A 20,134-nucleotide genomic window follows, 5' to 3' on the forward strand; every position below is an offset into this window, starting at 1 on the left:
TTTCCGCTCGACTTGCATGTGTTAAGCCTGCCGCCAGCGTTCAATCTGAGCCATGATCAAACTCTTCAGTTAAAGAACTTGCTCACTCAAATCGTATTACACTAACTATAACTTAATCGATCCATTGCCTAAGCAACAAATCAACATAAAGCGATTGCCGTGTAGACTCTCGTAAGACTTCAATTTTTTTGACCAACTACCTTCCGGTAAACCGAACGGCGATGATCTTCTGAAGACTCCAATGAGCGCCCACACAAATTATCTGATTATCTATTTTAAAGAGCGTCTGACGTGTCGGTCGACTTACTTAGCAAGCTAAGTTGCAAACTGTTGTTTGCGTCGTTGTCCGTGTCAGTGGGTGCGTATAATACATCGTAAAAATTCTAGCGCAAGGGCTTTTTTAAAGTTTTTTGATAGTTTGTTAAAAAATCTAACCACATATTAAAAAAGACGCCGAAGCGCCTTTTTTGTAACCTAAGTGAACATCCTATTAAAGAACAAAAAGATGATGCTTTTTCTTGCCTAGCTTCACTAGGAAGTACTTATTGTAGTATCCGTTTTCTGCTGCAAAGATACTCGCCGCGTCCATATTGTTATCTAGGCCTTGTGCTTGCCCGTTAACTACAACCGAATTACGCTGCAATGCATCTTTTACTTGTTTGCCACTTGCTGCCAATCCAGCATCAGCCAATAAAGAAGTTAATGGCGTAGCGGCTAGGTCAACCCCTTGCAATGAGCTACTTGGTAAACCATCCAACTGAATTTGCTCTAAATCTTGTTCACTTAGATCATCAGCCTGACCACTAAACAAAGCTTTGGTAATACGCTCTGCAGCTTGCAACCCATCTTCACCATGAACCAATTTTGTAGCTTCGCGCGCAAGAATTGATTGCCCTTCAGGTTTACCTGTACTTTCTTGGTCCGCCTTTTCAATCGTTTCAATATCTTCAAGGCTTAAGAAAGTAAAGAATTTGAGGAATTTATAAACATCTGCGTCTGATGTATTCATCCAAAATTGATAGAAAGCGTACTGACTGGTTTTGGCTGAATCCAACCAAACCGCACCGGATTCTGTTTTACCGAACTTAGTACCATCAGACTTTGTTACTAGAGGAACCGTCAAGCCGAATGCTTGTGACTTATTCTGACGGCGTGACAAATCGATCCCACCAACAATATTTCCCCATTGATCGCTACCACCTACCTGAATCGTACAATCGTAAGCGCGATTTAATTCAGCAAAGTCCATACCTTGTAACAAAGCATACGAGAACTCAGTGAATGAAATACCAGCACCTTCTCTATTAAGACGCTGCTGTACTGATTCTTTGTTGATCATGGCATTAACTGAAAAGTGCTTACCAATGTCACGCAGGAAATCTAGCATGCTCATTTCACCTGCCCAATCAAGGTTATTCACCACCTTTGCTGGGTTTGGCACATCATCAAATTTTACGAACTGACTGACTTGACCACGGATTTTTTCCGCCCAATCTGCCACTACATCAGAGGTATTCAACTGACGCTCTGCGGCTTTAAAGCTTGGATCACCAATTAAACCTGTTGCGCCACCGACTAGAGCTATAGGGTTATGCCCCGCATCTTGAAAACGCTTTAGCACAAGCAAAGGAACAAGATGCCCTAAATGCAGACTATCTGCAGTTGGATCAAAACCACAATAAAGCGTACGACTTCCACCAGCTAGATGAGATTTAAGCTCTTCTTCTGCCGTCATTTGGGCGATTAGACCACGAGCCTGTAAGTCTTTTAAAAGGTCGTTACTGCTTACTGTCATTTGTTAGATCCATTTCCTGAGAGTTAGTTTGATTAAAGCATTCAATTATAAAAGTAATGTTGGTACGATTATAAGGCTTTAATAAAGAATTTTGGGTACTCATTTTGTTTAAACTTATACCAGCGAAGCATCTTTTACTGATCGGCATTGTCTGTGCCTTTCTAGCAATTGTGTTTTTTGCTTTTCCAACAGACGCATCAAAAGACACGCAGCACATTTCCTTAACAATAACGCCACAAGTTATTAAGGAATCTGAACTGACTTTATTTAAGAGCGACTCGTCCTCATTAAGTAGCGTCAATACTCAGGCTACCGACAGTTCGCTTTCTGATAATGGCTCAGCCTATGTTATTGATAATAAATCAAATAATAGTGGTGACTCTCATCAAGATACAACAAGCTCAAAACAATCATCACCCATTAATCCGAGCCCAACATTCACTCTAGAGAAACACTCAGTACAAATTAAAGAAGGCGACTCCCTTTCTAAAGTACTGTCTAGCTACAAAATATCTGCCAACGATATTTACAAGGTATCCAGCGCTGATAAAAAGCAAAAAAGCTTGTTACGCATGAGACCAGGACAACACCTTGAGTTTGCAATAAAGCAACCATCTGGCTCACTCCAACATTTAAGTCTGGTGCTAAATCGACTACAAAGCATCAATTTCGAACGCAAAGACGATCAATTCGAGCGTGGTGAAACCAGCCGAACGCCGGATATTTCTCAAACTTACAAAGAAGCGGTAATCAATAACTCTTTATTTGTGGATGGTATGAACGCAAATATTGATCAACCCCTTCTCATTGAGCTGGCAAATATCTTTGGCTGGGACATCGATTTCGCTCTCGATATTCGTAAAGGCGATCGCTTTAGCCTTCTATACGAAGAGAAGTTTTTAGATGGTGAAAAAATTGCTAATGGAAAAATCCTTGCCGCACAGTTCATTAATAACGGCCGTACTTTTCAGGCTATTCGCTACGAGACGAAAAAGGGAGCGAGCTATTACACCCCTGATGGCCTCGCAATGCGCAAAGCATTCATCCGAACACCTGTAGACTTCACTCGAATATCATCCAAGTTCAATCCGAACCGACTGCACCCAATATTCAAAACCAGTCGCCCTCATCGTGGCGTAGACTATGCCGCAGCCAGCGGCACACCCGTTAAAGCAGCAGGAGATGGCAAAGTCTCTTTTGCAGGCAAACAAAATGGTTACGGCAATGTACTTATTATCAATCACGGGAAAGGCTATCAAACCCTATATGCCCACCTACGCGGCTTTGCGCGTGGCATGCGTAAGGGTAAAAAAGTGAACCAAGGGAGCATTGTTGCCTATGTTGGGCAAACCGGCTGGGCAACAGGGCCACACCTTCATTACGAGTTCAGAGTAAATGGCGTCCATAAAAACCCTGTAACCGTGAAGCTACCCAATGACGATCCAATGCCGAAAGCAGACTTAAAGAAATACCTACCTTATGCTCAAGGTGTGGTTGCGGATTTGACGAACTCCAACTCTGCAGAGTTTTCACAAAGATTAGCCCTACTTAAAGATTGATAGTCCGTAAATAAGGCAGACTATCGTTAGGTACATAAATAGTAGACAAAAAAAAGCAGCCATCAGGCTGCTTTTTCATATAAACAGAGCGACTAATATTAGATAGCGCCGTTTACGAATTCAGTTAGTTGAGACTTAGATACAGCGCCTACTTTAGTAGCAACCACTTCTCCGCCCTTCACAACTAATAGCGTTGGAATACCACGAACATTGTACTTTGGCGCTGTTTCAGTGTTTTCGTCAACATTTAACTTAACCACTTTAACTCGGCCTTCAAATTCAGAAGCAATATCTTCCAATACTGGTGCAATCATTTTACAAGGTCCACACCAAGGTGCCCAAAAATCAACAATAACAGGTACATCAGAATTCAGTACTTCTTCTGAAAATTGAGCATCGCTAATGTGAGCTATTTTATCACTCATAATATTTTCCTTAAAATCGGTTTTAACTAATGAATGAGCCTAGTGTAACACTAAACTATTTGGGTAAAAATAAGTTCCATCTACTAAGGCAATAGAAAAACACTATAACAGCAGCGAACGCACTGCTTCAGGCAACTCCAATATAGAATGTACTTCAGAATCTGAGCGCAAGGACCATTGATCATCCCAGCGTCGAGCACCGTGCCGGTTAAACCAAATACTTTTAATTCCTGCTCTAGCAGCTCCTGCAACATCATCAATAGGATGATCGCCAATGTGAACCATATGTTCTACCGAGACACCCGCCCTCTCTGCGGCCATCGAAAACAGCCTGCTGTCTGGCTTAGCAACACCTACTTGATCGGCACGAATCGCGAAATCGAAATACTGCCCAATACCAACATAAGGATGAAATACATCCGCATTGCCATTGGTAATCGCAATCAGCGAATAGTCAGACTGAAGACGTTCAAGCACTTCTTTCACATGCGGGTACAAATCGACTTTTTGACGCCATTCAGAAAAATAAGACAGCGCAGCTTGAGCCACCGAATCCGCTTCTTCTGTCGGCAACCCAAACTGCTTCAAGGTGTTTTTATATACTTCATAGCGAGCCGCTGAAATATTGGCCAGCAAAGAAGGCTGTTCATCAATTAGCACTTTTCGAATATCTTGTCGTACCGCAAATGGGTAACGCGAATTAAAGCCAGGGAAGCGCGCCTCAAACCAAGACTCCATAGCGTATTCTGCTCTCACGATCACAGGATCAACATCCCATAATGTGTTATCTAGGTCGAAAGCGACTACTTTTTTCATGATGACAACCTTTGAATTAATACACTTAGTAATTCTGCCGTGTATTCTAGGAACAAGGTCTCTCTTTCTTTAGAGAAGATTTTTTCCGACTCTGCCCCAAGAACTAACAATCCAGCCGTATATTTTTTATCACCATGAAGGTGAATCATTGGAAGCACGGCGTGGGAACGAATACTCGCGGCCTCTTCTTGAAACAAATAAGCCAATGCTTTTTTTGATAAAGTACCACAAGCTGATTTTTTCATTCGAGAAGCATTAGTAAGATATTTTGACACATCCTCTGTTGAGCAGCCTCGAATAGAAGACCCATGATTATCACCAAAGAGCAAAAAAACATGATGAGAAGCAGCAAAATCATCTCTTACCATATCGTCAACTATCACGGCGAACTCATCCAACGTAGCACACTTCAAACCAGCCAGAATAAGTCGTCGAGTTTTTTGCATGATGGTCTCATTTTCACGAGCCACCTCGACTAAACGTTCAAATTCCTGACGATAGCCAACCGTAGATTTTCTTAATAAATTGACTTGATATTCAAGCAAAGAAATTGTGTTGCCATGAACTGGATGCGGAAGCGTTAAGCTTTCCAACAACTCAGGATTTTTCACAAAAAAATCCGGTTTATTTGATAAATACTGAATAACGTCCGCTTCGTTCATAACACCTCTATAGGTAGATCTGTCCTTCAAAAACTTTCTCTGCAGGACCTGTCATAAGAATGGGGTGACCCTCACCTTGCCATTCAATATGTAAATCGCCACCGCGCAAATGCGCTGTCACCTTATGACCTAACCAACCTTGCTTAATGCCAGCGACTACAGCCGCACAAGCACCGGTACCACAAGCTTTAGTTTCACCTGCACCACGTTCATAAACACGAAGGTTAATTTCGCCTTCGTTTAGCACCTGCATAAAGCCAACATTGACCTTCTTAGGAAACCTTTCATGACACTCTATCAGCGCACCTACCGTTAAAACTTCATCGTCTTGCAATGCATCAACTCGTAACACAGCATGCGGATTGCCAACAGAAACCGGCGTGATTTCATAATCTTGACCACCAGCACTAAGCGGATATAACGCGGCAGAAGGTTCTGCGATAAAAGGCAAATCCTTAGGCTCAAAACGCGGCATTCCCATATCAACGGTTACCAACCCGCCATCCACAACGCGAAGCTGAATTGGGCCGCCTTTCGTTTCAACGTTAATAACGCGTTTATTCGTTAGTTCGCGATCCAACACAAATTTCGCAAAGCAACGCGCACCATTACCACAATGCTCAACTTCAGACCCGTCCGCATTATAAATACGATAGCGAAAATCCATATCTGGATTGGTTGGCGGCTCCACCATTAATAATTGGTCAAAACCGATACCAAAGTTACGATCGCTTAACCGCTGTATTTGTTTTTGGTTAAAAAACACTTTTCGAGACACGGCATCAACAACAATAAAATCATTACCGAGACCATGCATTTTTGTAAATTTTAATAACACAATAGGCTCCTTAGTCGGGCAATACTTGCTCGCCGGCTAATTGATGCTCTATCGTTTCACGAGCGCGTATAAGATACGTTTTATCGCCATCTACCATTATTTCAGCCGCACGGTTGCGACTATTATAATTTGAAGACATGGTAAAACCATAAGCACCAGCAGAGCGCACTGCCAATAAATCACCTGACTGAATATCCAACTCTCGATCTTTACCTAAAAAATCCCCAGTCTCGCAAATAGGGCCTACCAAATCATAGGTACGAACGCCTTCCGATGTCGGCGTAAGAGAAACAGGCACAATATTCATCCAAGCACCGTACAAAGAAGGGCGAATTAAGTCATTCATAGCACCATCAATGATCGCAAAATTCTTGTGTGGCGTGCATTTTAAAAATTCAACTTGAGTCAATAAGATACCAGCATTCGCTGCAATAGAGCGGCCTGGCTCAAATGCTAAAGTAACATTACGACCCTTTACTTTTTCTAAAATAAGCTTGGCATACTCAGCAGGCTCCGGCGGCACTTCATCACGATAACGCACGCCTAAACCGCCCCCTAAATCAAGGTGCTTAATCTCAATGCCAACGCCCGCCAACTGATCTACCAAACCAATTAAACGATCAAAGGTGTCGAGGAAAGGTTTCAATTCTGTCAATTGAGAGCCGATGTGACAATCCACACCCATGACGTTTAAGTTTGGTAATTTGTGAGCAATTTGATAGATGCGAACCGCATCTTGAATATCGATACCAAATTTATTTTCTTTCAAACCGGTCGAGATATACGGGTGTGTTTTTGCATCCACATCTGGATTTACACGCAGTGACACGGGCGCAATTTTACCCATTTCGCCAGCGACTTGATCCAACCGATACAATTCAGCCTCAGATTCCACATTGAAACAGTGGATACCCACTTCCAACGCTCTACGCATTTCTACCGCTTGTTTCCCTAAACCAGAGAACATGACTTTGGCTGGATCTCCGCCAGCTTTAAGTACGCGCTCCAATTCGCCGATAGAAACAATATCGAAACCCGAACCTAATCGAGCAAGCACATTCAAAATAGCAATATTCGAACACGCTTTCACAGCATAACAAATCAACGTTGGGTGGGATGAAAACGCTTCCGAATAAGCCGTATAATGTCGCTCTAAGGTTGCTCGAGAGTAGACATAACAAGGGGTTCCGTATTGTTTTGCAACATCAGACAATGCGACATTTTCAGCTTGCAACATCTGGTTTGAATAATTAAAAAAGTCCAAAGGGGTATCCTCAATTAGTAGACGATTCTTGTTGTGACACAGTCTTATCAGTCGGCAAATAAAGCGCGCCTTTATTACCACACGCTATAAGAAACGTAGCTAGGATAAGTACTGTAAGCCATTTGAACATCGTCTTAATCTCTTCAATTTTTGATGACAACAGTATACTGGTAGGCTAAGCGTTTCCCAACCCTCGTGCACTATTAATAGCAATATTCTTTACTAATAATATAACCACTCAGGGCTTGAATTTACTATATTTGCGTCAATTTATAGAAAGATGAATATTTAGACAGGGGTTCGTTATTTTCAATCGCAATTGGGCAACCGCTTTGATTCAAAAAAGCAAACAGCACATCCCTGCTTGGGTAATTGCACTTATTTTCGCACTTGCCCTGCACGCTATTGCTATCGCCTCAATCTACTCAGCAGGCTGGTTTGCGACTAAAGACAGTAAAAGCACAGCAACAACCCCAAAGTTAGAAATCACACTTGTTGCCTCAAAAGAACAAACACCCCCCTCAACAACGCCAGAAGTAACGAACGAAACACCTTTAGAAACAAGAACTCCAGAGGCTCCTCCTAAAAACACCAAGACACAGGATGAGAAAGACCATTTTTTCAACACTCAACCAAGCGATAACCATGTCACCTCAAATGACCTTCAATCGCAATCAACTACCAAGGTTACAGATGATTCGCTATTAGATCATGACAACGCACAGCAAAATCATGGCGATGTATCAACGAAATCATCGGTGTTAGATTTATCCAAAATTTCGCTTTCTCCAGATGTTGATGAAGAAGTGACCGAGAAAATTTTCTCTAAAGAACTACAGAAAAAAATAGCCGCCTCTAAACAAGCCCAAAAAGACTATTTAAAAGGGACAAAAAGAGAAACCAGTTACCCAATCACTGAGGACGCTGACGGCACACGTTATGTCAATATAAAAGGGGTTTGCTGGCGAATGCCCAAGAACTCAAGTAACAATAGAACCAACAGCGGCTGGGCTATTGTTTTTGATGGCTGTGGCTTGAAGAGTAAATCTTTTAACTTTGAGCTAAATATCAGCCCAAGTATGTTAACCAATGAGTTACTTGGGCCTGACTCACCCTTTACCCTAGAAAAATAAAAACGGCGCCTAATGCGCCGTTTTAATTACTCACTCTAGGAAACAATAATTAGCGCACGGCTAATTCCTGCTTAGCGCGAGTTACCGCTTTAATGACTTGAGCGGGAGCGGTTCCACCAATATGATCTCGAGCGGCCACTGACCCCTCTAGCGTTAATACATCAAAAACATCTTGCTCTATCATCTCGCCAAAGCTTTTCAGTTCTTGCAGGGTCATTTCAGAAAGGTCTTTACCTTCTTTCACGCCATAACCAACCGCCTTACCTACCACTTCATGAGCATCACGAAAAGCAGCGCCTTTACGAACCAAATAATCCGCTAAATCAGTTGCTGTGGAGAAACCACGACGCGCAGCTTCATACATGTTGTCTTTACGAGACTCAATGGCTGGAATCATGTCCGCGAAAGCACGTAACGACCCTCGTAATGTATCAACAGTATCAAACAGCGGCTCTTTGTCTTCTTGGTTGTCTTTGTTGTACGCCAAACACTGAGATTTCATTAATGTTAATAACCCCATTAGGTGACCATAAACACGACCTGTTTTACCACGCACTAACTCTGGTACATCAGGATTTTTCTTTTGCGGCATAATCGACGAACCAGTACAAAAACGATCTGGTAGATAAATAAAATTAAACTGCGCAGATGCCCACATCACCATTTCTTCTGCCCAACGAGACATGTGCATCATGATAATGGAAGCTGCTGAGGTAAATTCGATAGCAAAGTCACGGTCACTAACCGAGTCTAATGAATTATAGGTTGGGCGCTCAAAACCTAACAATTCCGCTGTCATATTACGATCGATTGGATACGTAGTACCGGCCAGTGCCGCGGCACCCAATGGCAAAATATTAATACGTTTACGACAATCAACTAGACGCTCGTAATCACGCTGCATCATTTCGTACCACGCCATCAAATGATGACCAAAAGTCACAGGTTGAGCCGTTTGTAAGTGCGTAAAGCCTGGCATAATAGTATTAGCTTCTTTTTCAGCCAAACTCAAAATACCCTGCTGCAGACGAGTTACTTCTTCTAGCAAGAAATCCACTTCATCACGCAGGTACAAACGAATGTCCGTTGCGACTTGGTCATTACGTGAACGACCGGTATGAAGTTTCTTACCAGTAATGCCAATTTTTTGAGTCAATCGAGCTTCAATGTTCATATGAACATCTTCTAATTCAATCGACCAAGCAAATTCACCGCGTGCGATTTCTTCTTCGATTTCAGTCAAACCTTGAATAATCTGATCACGCTCTTCTTCCGTCAAAACGCCAACACTAGCCAGCATTTTGCCATGGGCAATTGATCCTTGAATATCTTGTTTGGCCATTCGTTGATCAAACTCAACAGAAGCCGTAAAACGTGCTACAAAAGCATCAACAGGCTCAGAAAAACGACCACCCCATTGCTGGTTCGTGGTTTTATTAGTATCAGTCATTCAATCGGTTCCCACACAAATTCAAACAGCTGCCAAGAGTACCTCAAGCGCCCATACATATAAAGCACAGAAGGATGACGCCCCTACTCTTAACGAGTATGATTAAGCTTATATATCAACGAAGAATACTTTTTCTTCCGAAGTCTTACTAGGAGTATCTGTGAAAGAGAAAATTGTGATTGCTACGCGTGAAAGCCAACTCGCCCTATGGCAAGCCAATAACGTCAAAGCCCAATTAGAATCACTCTACCCAGAGATCAAGGTTGAGCTACTTGGTATGACGACCAAAGGCGATCAAATTTTAGACTCGCCTCTTTCCAAAATTGGAGGAAAAGGTCTGTTCGTAAAAGAGCTCGAAACCGCCTTACTGGATGGTCGCGCAGATATCGCCGTTCATTCGATGAAAGACGTTCCTATGGCATTCCCTGAAGGCCTTGGCCTTGCGGTTATCTGCGAACGAGAAGACCCTACAGATGCATTTGTATCTAATAATTTCAGTTCAATAGATGAACTGCCTCTTGGCAGTGTCGTTGGCACCTCCAGCCTGAGACGATCTAGCCAGTTACGCATGAAAAGACCGGACCTTGTAGTGAAAGACCTTCGTGGCAACGTCAATACTCGACTACGAAAACTAGATAACGGCGAATACGATGCCATCATTCTAGCGACTGCGGGGCTATTGCGACTAGAGATGCAAGATCGCATCAAACTAAGAATTCCTGACAGCATCAGCTTACCTGCTGGCGGCCAAGGAGCCATGGGGATTGAGTGTCGTTCTGATGATTTAGAACTTTTAACATTGCTTGAGCCTCTTCAACATGAAGAAACTGCGATTCGAGTCACCGCGGAACGCGCGATCAATGAACGCTTAAATGGCGGTTGCCAAGCCCCTATTGCTTGCTTTGCTACATTAGATGGCGACCAGTTATTTGTGCGCGGCTTAGTTGGCAGCCCAGATGGAAAAACCATCATTGAAGGCGAAATCACTGGTCATAAAGATGACGCTAAGCATTTAGGCGTTCAACTCGCAGATGATTTACTAAAACGTGGCGCTGACATTATCCTAGCCTCTATTTACCATTAATAACAAAATAGCGAATAAAGGCAACTAACCTTGGTGAGTAAATTAAACATTCTAATCACCCGACCTGAACCTGAAAACGCACTTAGCTGCGAAAGAGTAATTCGGCAAGGTTTTCATGGCATTGCTCTTCCAATGCTAGATATAGTACCTATTAACGACACAAGGAAAGTCGCCGCCATTCGCTCACATGTTTTCAATATTGACGAATATCAGTACGTGATATTCGTCAGTAAAAATGCGGCTAGAGCAGCGGCAGAATGGATTTATAATTGCTGGCCGATGCTGCCTATTGACACTCATTGGATCGGAATCGGGCAAGGCACAACCGAAGAATTAATTAAAGAAAACATTCCCGCTATCGCCAACCCTGGCCATACAAGCGAAGCACTTTTGAAATGGCTAAAGCCTGCAAAAATGAGAGGAATGAAAGTTTTAATAGTTCGCGGGGAAGGGGGACGACCAGAATTAGGCAATCAATTAGAGCAAAGAGGCGCACAAGTACGCTATCTTTCCCTTTATGAACGAAAAAAGCCGGTTTATCAGGCTCAAACCTTCGCATTACTACCTGATATTGACCTAATATGGACAACCAGTGGCGAAAGTTTAATAAACTTAAATAGTTACATAGAACAATATAAGCCCAGCCATAAATCACTGTTAATTCTAACGCCAAGCGAAAGAGTGAACAGATTGGCAAAGGATATGGGGTGGCAGAATGCGATTTGCGCGAATGGCGCAGATGACGCGAGTCTTATAACGGCGACGGAATTTCACACAGGACACAAGAATGATAGAGATCAATAAGAAAGCCTCAGAACCTAAAACGGCGATTGACGAAGAATTTAAAAAAGACACATCAGAGCCGTCAAAAAAGAACTCTGCTGGAACGAAAGACCCTGCCGCCCTTAACAAAACATTAATCGCCACTTCACTCGTTATTTCTTTGATTGCTTTAGGCGCTGCGGGTTGGTTGTTTTATCAAAGTGAGCAAAATAATACTCAAGCCAAGTTAACCGCCTTAAAAAATCAGCAAGATAATTTTAATTCAGAACTTAACGCACACAATAATACCTACAATCAGCTCACGAAACTTTCCGATCAAGTTGCTAAATCAGAGCAAAACACCAAACAACAAACAAGATCGCTACAAGCTCAACAAACCACACAGCAGAACCAGTTGATTTCGCTTGAAAATCGCATGCGCCAAATAAACAGTGCGAGCAAAGAAGACTGGAAACTAGCAGAAGTGGAATACCTTGTTCGCTTAGCCAATCAAAGACTACTGCTTGAATCTGACCTTAATGGTGCCGAAGCATTATTAAGCAATGCCGACAGTATTCTTGCTGAACTGCAAGACCCTCTCTTCTTTGATGCAAGAAAAGCCATTGCGCGTGATATCCAAGCACTAAAATCAACCACACACTTTGATGTAGAAGGACGCTACTTACAATTAGGCGCGCTTTACGACCAAGTAAGCCAGCTGCCGCAACGCGAACCTTCTGAAAAATGGTTAGAAGCCAATAAAAAAGAGCAGCAAAGCAAATTAAAACAAACGACTGCCGAAGTAAGTAGCACACTGGCAAAAATATGGGACTCTATTAAGTCCCTTGTTGTTATAAACTACAATCACAAACCGATTAAAACGCTATTACCACCAGCCGAATATCAAGAGTTAGTCACTGGGCTACAATTACAAATTGATGTCGCCCAAGTTGCTATGGTGAAAGGCGAAACATCTATCTATCAAAAAGCATTATCTCGGGTTGCCAATGCCATCACCGAACATTTTGATACTCGATCTCAAAGCGTCATTGCCTTCATGACCAGCTTAACCTCATTACAACAAGTTAATCCGGCTCCAGAGCTTCCTATACCCAGAGACTCTCTCAATGCCATGAAAAAACTTATGAAAGAATGGAATACCCGCTCTATTCCAAAAGCTGATTCAACGCCAGATACAACCCCCTCTACCTTGAATAAGCCTCCACAAGAGAGCACAAAGCAATCGGCAAAAGATAAAGTCGTACCACTTTCAGGTGAATCTGATAAAAAAATCACTGAAGACAAAGCTGCAGGAGAACAAGCATGAGAAAGCTTCTCTTTATTCTGGTCATCGTGATGGCAATTGGTGGCGTACTAGGATTGCTAATGCGACAAGACAGTGGTTATGTCTTAATTGCATACAACGGTGTCACCATTGAAACCAGCGTATGGGTGTTAGTTGCCGCTTTGATTGTTGCCCTATTCGTATTAAGTTGGGTGAAACGCATTCTTTTCATTATTCTTAGACCGAGCAACTCCCTGTCTAGGATTACAGATAATTTGGCCAGTAAACGCGCCACAAAAAACACAATTCGAGGCATGCTTGAGCTGGTCGGAGGTAACTGGCGTAAAGCTGAGAAGCTATTAACAAACAGTGCAAACAATGTCGCTTATCCCCTGATAAACTACATTGGTGCCGCTTATGCAGCTAATGAACAAGACGAACACGAACGCTCTAAAGCCTTATTAAGAACAGCACACAAATCCTCACCCGAGGCTGAATTTGCCATTGGCTTCGCACAAAGTCAGATACAAATGAGGCAAGGGCATTATGAAGGTGCTCTCGCTTCTTTAATTCGTTTACAAAAATTAAAACCAAAGCACAGACAAATCTTAAAAATGTTAGTTGCCGTTTATACCAAACTGAAAGACTGGGATGCATTGCTCGAACTCACTCCAACACTCAAAAAAGAAGGCATTTTCGATAACGACAACATGCTTGAATTGGAGAAAAATGCGTTTTTGGCTTTATTAAATAAGATAACCTTCCGCAACAAACTAGGTGAAAGCAATAAAGAACTTGTCACTGATGTAGAAAAATTATGGAATAAACTAGATACGCTTTCTCAAGATGACCATATGCGACAACTGTATGCTCAAACACTTATTAGCTTTAAAGATGAGGAAAAAGCAGAAAGCTTTATTCGCCATAGTTTAAACAAAAAATGGTCAAATGACTTAATTTATGAATATGGAAACCTACGCGAACTAGCGGCAAAAAAACTGTTAGCTAACTGTGAAAACTGGCTTAAAAAAGAAACCAGTAGCGCCAATTTATTACTTGTATGTGGGCGCTTGAGCCAATCGCTTCGCCTTTGGGGAAAAGCCAAAGATTACTACGAGCAAGCTTTCTCATTAGACAGCCAAAATGAGGCCCTTGCTGAGCTAAGCCGTCTACTCAAAGCAATGGGGGACACGAAAGCAAGTCAGGATATTGTGATGGTCAGTCTTAACCAAGCGAGTAATCGACTGAAAACACTACCACTTCCTCAAGAACATTAATTTAGGCACCATGTTATTGTTTCCTAATAATGAGACTCAAAAAAAGACCGTTACTAATTAATTAGTAACGGTCTTTTTTCTAAATAGCCTGCTTAAGCAATTTATCTGAAACGCACGACAAGTTCATGCAACTCTAATGACACTGCTTGTAATTCACGAATGCTATCACTGGACATATTAGCTTTAGATAAACTGTCCGTCGCCAGATCCGAAATTCGGACTATTTGCGAATTAATATCTTCAGAAACATGAGCTTGCTCTTCAACCGCTGCCGCCATTTGCGTTGCCATATCAGCAATAGTATCAACACCAGAAACAATCGACTGCAATGTAGACTCCGCTTCTAGCATTTGCTTAACACCCGTCTCAGCATCTAGCTTGCCTTGATTAGCCGTGTCTACCGAGCGCTGAGCACCGCTACGTAAGGTTTCAATTATTTGATGAATTTCTTTTGTAGAACCCTGAGTTCGCTGAGCAAGCTGCCTAACTTCATCGGCAACAACAGCAAAACCGCGACCATGCTCTCCTGCGCGGGCAGCTTCAATGGCTGCGTTTAGGGCCAGCAAGTTTGTCTGCTCAGCAATTTGGTCAATCATCTGTGCAACTTGAGCAATTTTCTCTGATTGATTCGACAAATCAACTACGGTCTCACTAATCTCATTTACCGTAACGCTCAATTCTTCTATAGAATGTCTCGTCTGCTCAATAAATATACGGCCTTCTTGCGCAGAAACTAAAGAGGATTTAGCACTATCAGCGGTATTTTGTACATGTGATGACACATCGTTGATCGTCATTGTCATTTGATGCATAGCCGCTGCAACATCTTGTGTTTCAGTCTGCTGTCGAGTCATTTTCTCCGTTGACTCAACCGTCAAAGACAAACCAATAGTAGACTTTTCCGACACCTTGGATGATTCATCTTCTATTCTGGTCAATACCGTTTCTAATCGAGCCTGCTGGCTTTTTATTCCTACTTCCAATATTCCTGTCGCTAATCCACTATCTGAATAGCTCATCGCCGCTAAAGGATGCATGAAAGCTGTTGCTAACTTTTCTTTCAGAGAGCGTTCTTGCTGATTTTTACTGAATAACGACAAGGCATTACCCAATAGACTGAAAGCCAGTAAAGCGCCTAAACCATAAGCCATACCGCCCATTTTCCAAGCAGTAGCGCCAAATACCATGCCCAGTAATAGCAAGAGTATTAGCTTAGAAAAAGCACCACTTGACGTAATTTTTTTACCCGCATTAATGCGCGTATAAAGTTTATCTGCTCTTTTAACATCAGATCGGGCTGGAACCGTACGAACGGACTCATACCCAATGACTTTGCCATTCTCTGTCACCGGAGTCATATAAGCATCAACCCAATAAAAATCACCGTTTTTACAACGATTTTTAACCAAGCCCATCCAAGGTTTACCTTGCTTGAGATGCTCCCACATAATAGAAAATGCTTCTTTCGGCATATCCGGATGGCGAATTATATTATGTGGACTACCAATCAATTCTTCATAATCAAAACCACTAATTGCCACAAACGCTTTATTACAATGCAAGATTCGACCACTTAAATCTGTTGTAGAAATAAGCTTTTCCTTTGCATCAAAAGTTCTTTCATTATCAGTGGTGTGAAGATTTTTACGCATAGAACGCCTTTCCCTAAGACATGGCTATTATTTGATAAGATATTTCTTATCACTAGTTTTCTAGTTTCTGAAAGACGTTATTAATATTAAAAAAACAACTACAACCTCTTATTTAACCAACGAGTCATTATCGGAAGAAGAGAGGTTGGCAGCTGCAACGCTCCCGCAAGAGGAAGGAATGCAGGCCCCAATAAAGCACCTGCGATACTGTAAGTTAGTAGAACATTTCGATTACCTGAAGTAATGGCGGCAATAAGCGCCATTTCTTTTCCGCTACGCCAATACATAGCAAGCGAGACAAAGAAGAAAAGCACACATAAGCCAGTCGCTATAAGAAGATAATTAAGAGCGGCCATTGGATCTGTATTATAAAGAACCCTAAAACTTCCAATTAGTCCGAAAGGAAAAACAAATACGAGCAAAATAGTATAAGGCGAAATTTTCAGCAACATACGATCGAGCGCTTCTCGGGGCGCAAAAGTATGCACGACAAAAGAAAAAGCCATCGGCCCGAAAACAAATATGACTAATCGTAAAAAATACGAAACAAGATCAAGGTGAACGCTATCGCCTTGATAAAAAAGTAACGTTATAAAAATAACGACTGGTAGAAAAAGCGTAGTAGCTATCGTCATTGCCATCGCCTCGACGCTGTCAAAGCCAAGCGCCCTAACAATAGCAGGCGTTGCAAACAATGACCCTGTCGCAGCAACAGAAACCATCGCCAACTGAAGTGACGCATTAGCAGAAAAAAGCCAACCAATAGCACCGATAAAAAGCATGTAAAATACCGCGTGTAATAACGCATATCCCCAAATCTTTTTATCTCTTAACCTAAGGATTAACGCATTTTGCTTAATACCAAGCAATGTTAACGTCATAAGAGAGAACAAAACATAGGAAAGAAATGGAAAGATAGTGAGCGACAAAGAAGGGAGCAAAAAACCTAGAATAGCCGCCAAAAACATAAACAATAGAGAGTGGCGAATGAGGAAAGCAAACATGTAACTTACATCCTTGAGATATGAACTTTCAAATAGAAAGCTGAAATGATTATTTTTTACTATGAGAGTATATCTTATTTGCTTCTGGCAATTCAGCAATTTCGATAGGCCAGCTTTCGCGAGCTCGATCAAAAGCATCACGCAATTCCTTAAGCTCAAGGCTTGACGCGGATTTTTTTGAATTAGTACTTTCTACTCTTTCTATTTTCGGAAATAATATCAGATTATCATTCATAACCTTTCTCTATTGGTTCGCCCTCTAGATATCTATCGACACTCTATGGATAATCTTTAACAAACGCAATAATAGAGCCAATGGAATCCCTATGAAATTTTTAATATCACCAGCAAAAACGCTAGACATGACATCCTCTCCGAGTGTCACTGAATTCAGCCAACCTCAATTTTTAGAGCAATCGCAGCAGCTTATCAATACGATTAAGCCATACACTCCAGCACAGGTTGCGTCTCTGATGAAACTAAGTGACAAGCTATCGACACTCAATGTCGAACGCTATCAAGCCTGGGAGAAAAACCATACAACCCACAATAGCCGCCCAGCCATATACACATTTATGGGAGATGTTTATACCGGACTTGATGCTTATTCACTAAAAGACAACGACATTGCCTATGCCCAACAACACCTTAGAATCCTTAGCGGTTTGTATGGCGTATTAAAGCCATTAGATCTCATGCAAGCCTATCGCTTAGAAATGGGCACAAGACTTGAAAACCCTAAAGGATCAAACCTGTATCAATTTTGGGGCAACATTATAGTTGATTCGCTAAACAGCGAATTAAACGATAATGAGCTACTCGTCAACCTTGCCTCTAATGAATATTTTAAAGCCGTTAATGTAAAACAACTCAAAACCACACTAATTAGCCCTAATTTTCTAGATGAAAAAAATGGCCAGTTTAAGGTAATTAGCTTTTATGCGAAAAAAGCACGAGGATTAATGACTCGTTACCTGATTGAAAACCGCTGTGAAACACTAGAAGAATTAAAACAATTTGATCTTGCGGGCTATCGTTACGATGCAGAGCGCTCCTCTGAAAACACACCTATTTTTATTCGCCCAGAAAGCGCTCAGCCGCAAAAATAAAACCTTGATCTGCATGGAGGCATTTAACTCCATGTAGATCAAGGCCGATTATATTGGCCGACAACCTTGAGTAATTCGATCATTTCCACCTAGGTCTTGATAGGTTTCCACCTTGGTGTAATTTTTTTCAAGAAAAGCCTGACGCACAGCTTCCCCTTGATCATAGCCATGTTCGAAGACTAAAAAAGCATCTTTTGATAAATACATTGGCGCGGTGTTAATGATATGCAAAATATCAGCGAGACCATGTTGCTCTGAAACTAATGCACTTTTAGGCTCAAAGCGCACATCACCTTGAGACAAATGCATGTCGTCTGGATCAATATAAGGCGGATTAGACACAATGAGATCAAATGTTTTTTCACTATCTAATTGATCAAACCAACTGCTCTGTATAAATTCTACATCTAATTGGTTGATAACCGCATTGCGCTTAGCCAACGCCACGGCATCGTCAATCAAATCGACTCCGATGACCGTCGAGCTTGGGCTTTCTGATGCTAACGCAAGCGCAATTGCTCCAGTCCCAGTACCTAAATCTAAAATTTGGTTAGCTCGACTCACATCAATCAAATCTAATGCAACTTCCACCAAACGCTCAGTATCTGCTCGCGGAATCAAGGTACAACTGGCCACTTCCAGATCCAGTGTCCAGAAAGCCTGATGCTTAATAATATAAGCAATCGGCTCGCCCTGCTCTCGCCGACAAATTAACCTTTCAAATTCAGCAAGATGCTCATCTGCCACTATTTTATCAGGCCAGGTGTAGAAATAAGCGGTCGTCACACCCAAAACATGCGCAAGCAAAAGCTGAGCATCCAGTTGTGCGGTATCAGAAACAAAAGTAAGGCGCTCGTAAGCGCCTTTTAGTAATTCATCAATTCGCATGTGCGATATAAACCCTATCTGTCGACCAATATAACAAGCCGATTAACTGTCTGAACTCAACGCAGCTAATTGCTCCGCTTGGAATTCATTAACAAGAGGATTGACCAAAACATTCAATTCCCCAGCCACAATTTCATCCAACTTGTACAGTGTCAAATTGATACGATGATCGGTAACACGGCCTTGTGGGTAATTATAAGTACGAATTCGTTCAGAGCGATCACCACTACCGACGAGAGACTTACGCTCTTCGGATTGCTCGCTTGCCGCTTTTTCTTGCTCTGCCGCCAACAAACGAGACGCCAACAACGACATCGCTTTAGCACGGTTTTTATGCTGCGAACGCTCTTCCTGACACTCAACAACCACACCGGTCGGAATATGGGTCAAACGAATGGCTGAATCTGTTTTGTTAACGTGCTGACCACCCGCACCAGAAGCACGGAAAGTATCAACACGTAAATCACCTTTATTAATGATGATATCAGCAACTTCGTCCATTTCAGGCATAACCGCTACGGTACAAGCTGAAGTATGAATACGGCCTTGTGATTCTGTCGCAGGCACACGTTGCACTCGGTGTACGCCCGATTCGAATTTAAGCTTTGAATAAGCGCCGTCACCAACGATTCTTGCAATGACTTCTTTATAGCCGCCATGGTCGCCCTCGTTCGCACTGACAATTTCAACTTTCCAACGTTGCGTTTCCGCATAGCGTGAATACATACGAAACAAATCACCAGAGAAAATCGACGCTTCATCGCCACCCGTTCCAGCACGAACCTCCAAGAAAACGTTGCGCGAATCGTTAGGATCTTTGGGCAATAACAGTTTTTGTAGAACCAACTGCAATGCTTCTTGCTGTTGCTGACCAGCTTTCATTTCTTCCACACCCATCTCTTTAATATCAGGGTCGGAATCTGTCATCATCAGCTCTGCCTCTTCAATGTTATCAGCGACTTGCTGATACTCATTAAAGCATTTTACAACCGGCTCTAATTCCGCATACTCTTTTGAGTAAGAACGAAATAAATCCTGATCCATAATAACTTCAGCTTCACTTAACTGCACAGCAAGTTCATCGTAACGATCAGACAAGCTTTCTAATTTTAATTTTATTGAATCTTTCAT

General features: G+C 42.1%; 20 protein-coding genes and 1 rRNA gene. 7 read left to right on the plus strand and 14 right to left on the minus strand.

All coding sequences use genetic code 11. The features are described from left to right. Both E0D70_RS07535 and tyrS read right to left on the minus strand, forming a co-directional pair. Positions 1 to 72, minus strand: a 16S ribosomal RNA gene (locus E0D70_RS07535); the annotation flags it as partial. A 418-nt stretch (positions 73 to 490) separates the two neighbouring features. Further along, complete coding sequence (gene tyrS, locus E0D70_RS07540; RefSeq protein ID WP_133011668.1) at positions 491 to 1,795, minus strand: tyrosine--tRNA ligase; 1,305 nt, start codon at positions 1,793 to 1,795, stop codon at positions 491 to 493. Between the two features lie 104 nt (positions 1,796 to 1,899). On the opposite strand from tyrS, the gene E0D70_RS07545 reads away from it, so the two are divergent. Beyond that, on the plus strand, positions 1,900 to 3,354 hold the full coding sequence (locus E0D70_RS07545) for a peptidoglycan DD-metalloendopeptidase family protein (RefSeq protein ID WP_133011669.1): 1,455 nt from the start codon (positions 1,900 to 1,902) through the stop codon (positions 3,352 to 3,354). 98 nt (positions 3,355 to 3,452) lie between these two features. Here E0D70_RS07545 and trxA read toward each other — a convergent pair whose 3' ends face one another. From trxA to lptM, 6 genes are all read right to left on the minus strand, one after another. Next, positions 3,453 to 3,779 (minus strand): thioredoxin TrxA, encoded by a 327-nt coding sequence (gene trxA, locus E0D70_RS07550; RefSeq protein ID WP_133011670.1) that lies wholly within the window; start codon positions 3,777 to 3,779, stop codon positions 3,453 to 3,455. Positions 3,780 to 3,881: 102 nt separating this feature from the next. After that, positions 3,882 to 4,595 carry an HAD family hydrolase gene (locus E0D70_RS07555; protein WP_133011671.1) on the minus strand — a complete coding sequence of 238 codons (714 nt, stop codon included), beginning with the start codon at positions 4,593 to 4,595 and terminating at the stop codon, positions 3,882 to 3,884. Then, positions 4,592 to 5,257: a DUF484 family protein gene (locus E0D70_RS07560; protein WP_133011672.1), complete on the minus strand. Its 666-nt coding sequence runs from the start codon at positions 5,255 to 5,257 to the stop codon at positions 4,592 to 4,594. Before E0D70_RS07560 ends, E0D70_RS07555 begins: the two co-directional genes overlap by 4 nt. Before the next feature lie 7 nt (positions 5,258 to 5,264). Further along, positions 5,265 to 6,095, minus strand: coding sequence for a diaminopimelate epimerase (dapF, locus tag E0D70_RS07565; RefSeq protein ID WP_133011673.1), 831 nt, complete (start codon positions 6,093 to 6,095; stop codon positions 5,265 to 5,267). Positions 6,096 to 6,105: 10 nt separating this feature from the next. Further along, on the minus strand, positions 6,106 to 7,359 hold the full coding sequence (gene lysA / locus E0D70_RS07570) for a diaminopimelate decarboxylase (RefSeq protein ID WP_133011674.1): 1,254 nt from the start codon (positions 7,357 to 7,359) through the stop codon (positions 6,106 to 6,108). Positions 7,360 to 7,369: 10 nt separating this feature from the next. Further along, positions 7,370 to 7,489, minus strand: coding sequence for an LPS translocon maturation chaperone LptM (gene lptM / locus E0D70_RS17780; protein ID WP_133011675.1), 120 nt, complete (start codon positions 7,487 to 7,489; stop codon positions 7,370 to 7,372). Positions 7,490 to 7,691: 202 nt separating this feature from the next. Between lptM and E0D70_RS07580 the strand changes: the two genes are divergently transcribed. After that, positions 7,692 to 8,492: a hypothetical protein gene (locus tag E0D70_RS07580; protein ID WP_133011676.1), complete on the plus strand. Its 801-nt coding sequence runs from the start codon at positions 7,692 to 7,694 to the stop codon at positions 8,490 to 8,492. Between the two features lie 49 nt (positions 8,493 to 8,541). On the opposite strand, the gene argH is transcribed toward E0D70_RS07580, so the two are convergent. Beyond that, positions 8,542 to 9,942: an argininosuccinate lyase gene (argH, locus tag E0D70_RS07585; protein ID WP_133011677.1), complete on the minus strand. Its 1,401-nt coding sequence runs from the start codon at positions 9,940 to 9,942 to the stop codon at positions 8,542 to 8,544. A gap of 160 nt (positions 9,943 to 10,102) precedes the next feature. Between argH and hemC the strand changes: the two genes are divergently transcribed. The 4 genes from hemC to E0D70_RS07605 are packed head-to-tail and all read left to right on the plus strand — an operon-like array spanning position 10,103 to position 14,350. Beyond that, positions 10,103 to 11,026 (plus strand): hydroxymethylbilane synthase, encoded by a 924-nt coding sequence (gene hemC, locus E0D70_RS07590; RefSeq protein ID WP_133011678.1) that lies wholly within the window; start codon positions 10,103 to 10,105, stop codon positions 11,024 to 11,026. A gap of 33 nt (positions 11,027 to 11,059) precedes the next feature. After that, entirely contained in the window at positions 11,060 to 11,830 is a 771-nt protein-coding gene (locus tag E0D70_RS07595) for a uroporphyrinogen-III synthase (protein WP_133011679.1), read from the plus strand. Next, on the plus strand, positions 11,814 to 13,115 hold the full coding sequence (locus E0D70_RS07600; protein WP_133011680.1) for a uroporphyrinogen-III C-methyltransferase: 1,302 nt from the start codon (positions 11,814 to 11,816) through the stop codon (positions 13,113 to 13,115). Before E0D70_RS07595 ends, E0D70_RS07600 begins: the two co-directional genes overlap by 17 nt. Further along, the gene (locus E0D70_RS07605; RefSeq protein ID WP_133011681.1) at positions 13,112 to 14,350 is read left to right on the plus strand and encodes a heme biosynthesis HemY N-terminal domain-containing protein; all 1,239 of its coding nucleotides are present in this window, start codon (positions 13,112 to 13,114) and stop codon (positions 14,348 to 14,350) included. Before E0D70_RS07600 ends, E0D70_RS07605 begins: the two co-directional genes overlap by 4 nt. 101 nt (positions 14,351 to 14,451) lie before the next feature. Here the strand turns inward: E0D70_RS07605 and E0D70_RS07610 are convergent, their stop codons facing one another. The 3 genes from E0D70_RS07610 to E0D70_RS07620 form a co-directional block, all read right to left on the minus strand. Then, on the minus strand, positions 14,452 to 16,002 hold the full coding sequence (locus E0D70_RS07610; RefSeq protein ID WP_133011682.1) for a methyl-accepting chemotaxis protein: 1,551 nt from the start codon (positions 16,000 to 16,002) through the stop codon (positions 14,452 to 14,454). A 98-nt stretch (positions 16,003 to 16,100) separates the two neighbouring features. After that, positions 16,101 to 17,006, minus strand: a complete 906-nt coding sequence (locus tag E0D70_RS07615; RefSeq protein WP_133011683.1) for a hypothetical protein — start codon at positions 17,004 to 17,006, stop codon at positions 16,101 to 16,103. 49 nt (positions 17,007 to 17,055) lie between these two features. Next, complete coding sequence (locus E0D70_RS07620; RefSeq protein ID WP_133011684.1) at positions 17,056 to 17,241, minus strand: hypothetical protein; 186 nt, start codon at positions 17,239 to 17,241, stop codon at positions 17,056 to 17,058. 91 nt (positions 17,242 to 17,332) lie between these two features. On the opposite strand from E0D70_RS07620, the gene yaaA reads away from it, so the two are divergent. Then, positions 17,333 to 18,115: a peroxide stress protein YaaA gene (yaaA, locus tag E0D70_RS07625; protein WP_133011685.1), complete on the plus strand. Its 783-nt coding sequence runs from the start codon at positions 17,333 to 17,335 to the stop codon at positions 18,113 to 18,115. Between the two features lie 48 nt (positions 18,116 to 18,163). Here yaaA and prmC read toward each other — a convergent pair whose 3' ends face one another. Both prmC and prfA read right to left on the minus strand, forming a co-directional pair. Next, positions 18,164 to 19,003: a peptide chain release factor N(5)-glutamine methyltransferase gene (prmC, locus tag E0D70_RS07630; protein WP_133011686.1), complete on the minus strand. Its 840-nt coding sequence runs from the start codon at positions 19,001 to 19,003 to the stop codon at positions 18,164 to 18,166. 42 nt (positions 19,004 to 19,045) lie between these two features. Then, positions 19,046 to 20,134, minus strand: coding sequence for a peptide chain release factor 1 (gene prfA / locus E0D70_RS07635; RefSeq protein ID WP_133011687.1), 1,089 nt, complete (start codon positions 20,132 to 20,134; stop codon positions 19,046 to 19,048).

The organism is Marinomonas flavescens, from assembly GCF_004352835.1.
Lineage (GTDB): Bacteria > Pseudomonadota > Gammaproteobacteria > Pseudomonadales > Marinomonadaceae > Marinomonas > Marinomonas flavescens.

What these genes read in the sequence shown, in the direction of transcription:
- tyrS (WP_133011668.1), bottom strand. Translation starts at nt 1,795, where the DNA reads ATGACAGTAAGCAGTAACGACCTTTTAAAAGACTTACAGGCTCGTGGT.
- trxA (WP_133011670.1), bottom strand. Translation starts at nt 3,779, where the DNA reads ATGAGTGATAAAATAGCTCACATTAGCGATGCTCAATTTTCAGAAGAA.
- E0D70_RS07555 (WP_133011671.1), bottom strand. Translation starts at nt 4,595, where the DNA reads ATGAAAAAAGTAGTCGCTTTCGACCTAGATAACACATTATGGGATGTT.
- E0D70_RS07560 (WP_133011672.1), bottom strand. Translation starts at nt 5,257, where the DNA reads ATGAACGAAGCGGACGTTATTCAGTATTTATCAAATAAACCGGATTTT.
- lptM (WP_133011675.1), bottom strand. Translation starts at nt 7,489, where the DNA reads ATGTTCAAATGGCTTACAGTACTTATCCTAGCTACGTTTCTTATAGCG.
- argH (WP_133011677.1), bottom strand. Translation starts at nt 9,942, where the DNA reads ATGACTGATACTAATAAAACCACGAACCAGCAATGGGGTGGTCGTTTT.
- E0D70_RS07600 (WP_133011680.1), top strand. Translation starts at nt 11,814, where the DNA reads ATGATAGAGATCAATAAGAAAGCCTCAGAACCTAAAACGGCGATTGAC.
- E0D70_RS07605 (WP_133011681.1), top strand. Translation starts at nt 13,112, where the DNA reads ATGAGAAAGCTTCTCTTTATTCTGGTCATCGTGATGGCAATTGGTGGC.
- E0D70_RS07610 (WP_133011682.1), bottom strand. Translation starts at nt 16,002, where the DNA reads ATGCGTAAAAATCTTCACACCACTGATAATGAAAGAACTTTTGATGCA.
- E0D70_RS07615 (WP_133011683.1), bottom strand. Translation starts at nt 17,006, where the DNA reads ATGTTTGCTTTCCTCATTCGCCACTCTCTATTGTTTATGTTTTTGGCG.
- E0D70_RS07620 (WP_133011684.1), bottom strand. Translation starts at nt 17,241, where the DNA reads ATGAATGATAATCTGATATTATTTCCGAAAATAGAAAGAGTAGAAAGT.
- yaaA (WP_133011685.1), top strand. Translation starts at nt 17,333, where the DNA reads ATGAAATTTTTAATATCACCAGCAAAAACGCTAGACATGACATCCTCT.
- prmC (WP_133011686.1), bottom strand. Translation starts at nt 19,003, where the DNA reads ATGCGAATTGATGAATTACTAAAAGGCGCTTACGAGCGCCTTACTTTT.
- prfA (WP_133011687.1), bottom strand. Translation starts at nt 20,134, where the DNA reads ATGAAAGATTCAATAAAATTAAAATTAGAAAGCTTGTCTGATCGTTAC.